The following is a 4,074-nucleotide window of genomic DNA, read 5'->3' on the forward strand; positions in this document are numbered from 1 at the left end:
AAGTAACTTGGACCAGTGTTGATCATTTAGCATTGTTCGAGGCATAGCGAGTGTAAAATTGGGTTTGGCGATTTAATTTTACTATCTCGCTATTTTTTTAATCAACAAATGTCAACAGACCCTAATATTCAAACTATAATTAACTATACATCCATAAAAAATTAAAATCATTTTCAGGACTTTACAATGAAAACATACTTTTCGATGCTTTTTCTAAGCTTGGCCTTAGCCGCATGTAGCCAAACACCTGCGCCTGATTTTTCAGGGGAATGGAAACAAACACCTGACACGGAGAGCCTACGCAAACTTTCCATTAGCAAACAAGGCGATGACTACCAAATTAAAGACGAATTTTGGCTCGATAAAAATAATACTGAGCGCACTTCTAGTGCTTCATCCGGTATGGCCGAAGTGAATAATGATGTTCTGAAATATAAAGAGAGTAATAGCATTGAAATGAAACTGAGTGATGCAACTCACCTCACTCTGACAGACAAAGCATATGATGCTGTAATTCATTTTGAAAAGATTAACTAAAGCAAAGCCCCGAATCCTTACACAGGCTTCGGGGCTTTATTTATATTTCACACTGACTATTCAGCCGCTTCATTCGTCACTCTGAGCACTTCTTCAATGGTGGTTTTACCTGCCAAAACTTTACGCAATCCATCATCACGAATTGAACCCGCATTTGCACGTACATGATTTTCTAACTCAAACTCAGCAGCATTACCATGAATGAGGCGACGTGTTTGCTCATCAATCGGGACGATTTCATAAATTGCGGTACGCCCTGTAAATCCAGTATGCGAGCATTGTTCACAGCCTTTAGGTTGAGGCAATTTTAACTCAGCCGATGCATCGAGATGCCTAAATAAGTCTTTTTCAAAATCATCGGCATCATGCCAAGTCGCACAGTGACGGCACAAGGTTCGAACCAAACGCTGTGCCACAACACCGATCAGTGAGCTTGAAAGTAGAAAGGGTTCAATCCCCATGTCTTTAAGACGGGTCACCGCACCAATTGCTGTATTGGTATGCAGCGTTGAAAGTACCAAGTGGCCTGTTAATGACGCTTGTACTGCAATTTCAGCAGTTTCTAAATCACGAATCTCCCCGACCATGACCACATCTGGGTCTTGTCGAAGCATGGCTTTTAATGCACGAGCAAAGGTCATATCCACTTTGGTATTGACCTGCGTCTGCCCGATCCCTTCAAGTTGATACTCAATTGGATCTTCCGCAGTCAAAATATTTTTTGAACCATCATTTAGATCAGACAATGCCGCATATAAGGTGGTGGTTTTACCCGAACCCGTTGGTCCCGTAACCAAAATAATGCCATGCGGACGATGTACCAGTTGTTTCAATCGATCATAGTCATGCTGCATCAAGCCCAAATGGGTCATGTTTAAACGCCCAGCTTGTTTATCGAGTAAACGCATCACCACACGTTCACCATAGGAAGATGGTAAGGTTGATACACGAACATCAACTTCTCGGCCCGCCAAACGTAGTGAAATACGACCATCTTGTGGAATTCGCTTTTCTGCAATATCGAGTTTGGCCATGACTTTGATACGTGACACCAACAGTGGTGCTAGTTCACGACGTGGCTGCACAATTTCACGTAACTGACCATCGACACGTAAGCGGACAGACAGCTTTTTTTCAAAAGATTCGATATGAATATCTGAAGCACCGACACGGATCGCTTCAGACAATAAGGCATTGATTAACCGTACAATCGGCGCATCATCCTCCTGATCCATCAAATCTTCAGCTTCTGGTACAGAGTCCGCAAGGCTAAGTAAATCAGGATGATCTTCCAGACCCGCTGCCACTTGTTGAGACTCACCGGTGTCTCCGGCAAAGCTTGCACTGAGTAATTGATTAAACTCTTGCTCACTACATAATTGATATTGTGCAGGATGCCCTAAATAGCGACGTGCTTCTTGTAAAGCCAGCAGTGGCGTGCTGTCACGACGTACAATAAAAGCTTGATCACCCTCATATCGAAGCAATACGCCATGACGTTTGGCAAAACTATATGGTATTTGTAATTGTTTAAGTACTTGCATCACGCATTATAATGATGAAAAAAGTTGTTTTGAGTGTACTCTAAGCATCTGACAGCGTGAAGTCTGTTTTTAGGATTTATCAGGACAAGGGATATACGCATTGCCATTAGAAAATGATTTGACTGAAAAGGAATCCCCAAAACGTAAATGGTGGGGGGAATATCAATTTGAACTGAATCACCCGCGCAGTTGGCAGTTTGGGTCTTTATTGTTCCGTGTGACGCGCGGCATGCAAGAGTGGCGTATGGAATACCATCGCCCAACCTTTCAGTTTGACTATGAGCAACAATGGCATCCGATACAAGACCCTGAATTTGGTTTTCCACAGCCCATTAAAATGGAACGCTATATGTTCCGCCAAACACATGACAAAATTCAAATCATGCCACGTTTGGCAGATCGGTCTGTGGTGATTAAACCAGTCGATCCAATTTATATTCCAGCCGGACAGCGCGGAACGCTATATATCAGTACACCGCTGTGGATTGCCGGCTTTGTCGAAGGTCTCAAAGAACCGTTATTTGATATACCTGTGATTTTACCTAAAGATACCTGGTTTGGTCCGAATCATCGAATGGGTGAAATTTGCTATGCCACGGCAGTTGATGGTCGTACAGAACTTAAACAACTCAAACCTCGTGCTTTTCGTGCAGTAACCCCTATTGAGTTTCATAACGTGAGTAATCAACAGATTCGTTTCGACCGTATGAATGTCCCTGTACCGGCTTTGCCATTATTTTATAGTGAAAGTACGGGACGTTTATGGACTTCACAAATTCGAGTCGTGCATGAAGGTCATGACAAACCGCCGCGGGTCAAAATTGAAAATCGCACACCGCCACAAGCAGGTGACGTGATTTATCTACATCCGCCACGAGAGTCAGCCAATGTGCTGTTCAATATGTTTGATTCATTTTTCTAAGGGCGAGCCATGGCAGATTTAAATATTTCGACAGAAATCACCAGCAGCCTAAAAGGAATGGTCGCCAATCTTAATACCGATCGGCTGACGGAATTATTGGTGGCTGTTTTACTGGCAGTCATCGGCTTTTTGATTGCACGTTTTATCTCGAATACCTTTATTCGTACTGTGGGTATGCGTTTCAATGCCCATCAACAGTTGGTTTGGCGTCGCGGGATTTTCTATTTCATCTTTATCATCTTTGTGATGGCCAGTTTAAAAGAAGCCGGCTTTAAACTCAGCGTCTTCTTGGGTGCAGCAGGTATTTTAACGGTCGCACTGGGTTTTGCCTCGCAAACGTCCGCATCCAACCTGATCAGCGGGATGTTCTTGATCGGTGAAGGGTCTTTTGAGGTTGGTGATACCATTCAATTGACACTGATTCGCGGGCATACCATTGAAGGTGAAGTGATCTCGATTGATTTACTGTCGGTCAAATTACTCACGCAGGACAATGTCTATGTCCGCTTGCCGAATGAACAACTGATTCGGGCACCTGTGCATAACCTGTCTAAGTTTCCAATACGGCGAATTCCAATTACCCTTGCGATTAACTTTCATGAAGACATCATCAAAGTTCGTGAAGTTTTATTAGATGCCGTCAGTAAATATCCATTGGTCTTGGCCGACCCTAAACCTGCCGTGACCGTCACTGCCTTTCGAGAATCTTCCATTGAGCTGCTTTTTGCCATTTGGTGCCAAAGAGAGAATTTCCTGAAAGTCCGCGATGAAATGCAAGAACGGATTCGTAATGCCTTTGTCGAAAATAAAATTGAAATCCCTGTCCCGAAAATGGGTTTTGTTGATCACCCACTTTCTACACAAGCAAGCGATGCCGACGTCGATCAATATGCAAATGCGCAAGAGATTCAAAGAGAGCCTCAACTCAAATGATGGTCTATAGTTACTAGGGTCTGTTGACATTTGTTGATTAAAAAAATAGCGAGATAGTAAAATTAAATCGCCAAACCCAATTTTACACTCGCTATGCCTCGAACAATGCTAAATGATCAACACTGGTCCAAGTTACTT

Annotated in this window: 4 protein-coding genes; 3 read left to right on the top strand and 1 reads right to left on the bottom strand. The window is 43.1% G+C overall.

The window, feature by feature from the left end; genetic code table 11:
- The first annotated feature begins 186 nt into the window (after window positions 1-186).
- Complete coding sequence (locus FTU06_RS16525; RefSeq protein ID WP_180007244.1) at window positions 187-537, top strand: hypothetical protein; 351 nt, start codon at window positions 187-189, stop codon at window positions 535-537.
- A gap of 56 nt (window positions 538-593) precedes the next feature.
- On the opposite strand, the gene gspE is transcribed toward FTU06_RS16525, so the two are convergent.
- Window positions 594-2,081: a type II secretion system ATPase GspE gene (gene gspE, locus FTU06_RS16530; RefSeq protein WP_078189563.1), complete on the bottom strand. Its 1,488-nt coding sequence runs from the start codon at window positions 2,079-2,081 to the stop codon at window positions 594-596.
- 100 nt (window positions 2,082-2,181) lie between these two features.
- Here gspE and FTU06_RS16535 point away from each other — a divergent pair, with 100 nt between their 5' ends.
- Window positions 2,182-3,003, top strand: coding sequence for a hypothetical protein (locus FTU06_RS16535; protein ID WP_078189564.1), 822 nt, complete (start codon window positions 2,182-2,184; stop codon window positions 3,001-3,003).
- 9 nt (window positions 3,004-3,012) lie between these two features.
- Complete coding sequence (locus FTU06_RS16540) at window positions 3,013-3,936, top strand: mechanosensitive ion channel family protein (RefSeq protein ID WP_180065855.1); 924 nt, start codon at window positions 3,013-3,015, stop codon at window positions 3,934-3,936.
- Window positions 3,937-4,074: the final 138 nt, after the last annotated feature.

This window comes from Acinetobacter sp. YH12052 (assembly GCF_013419835.1).
Taxonomy (GTDB): Bacteria; Pseudomonadota; Gammaproteobacteria; order Pseudomonadales; family Moraxellaceae; genus Acinetobacter; species Acinetobacter amyesii.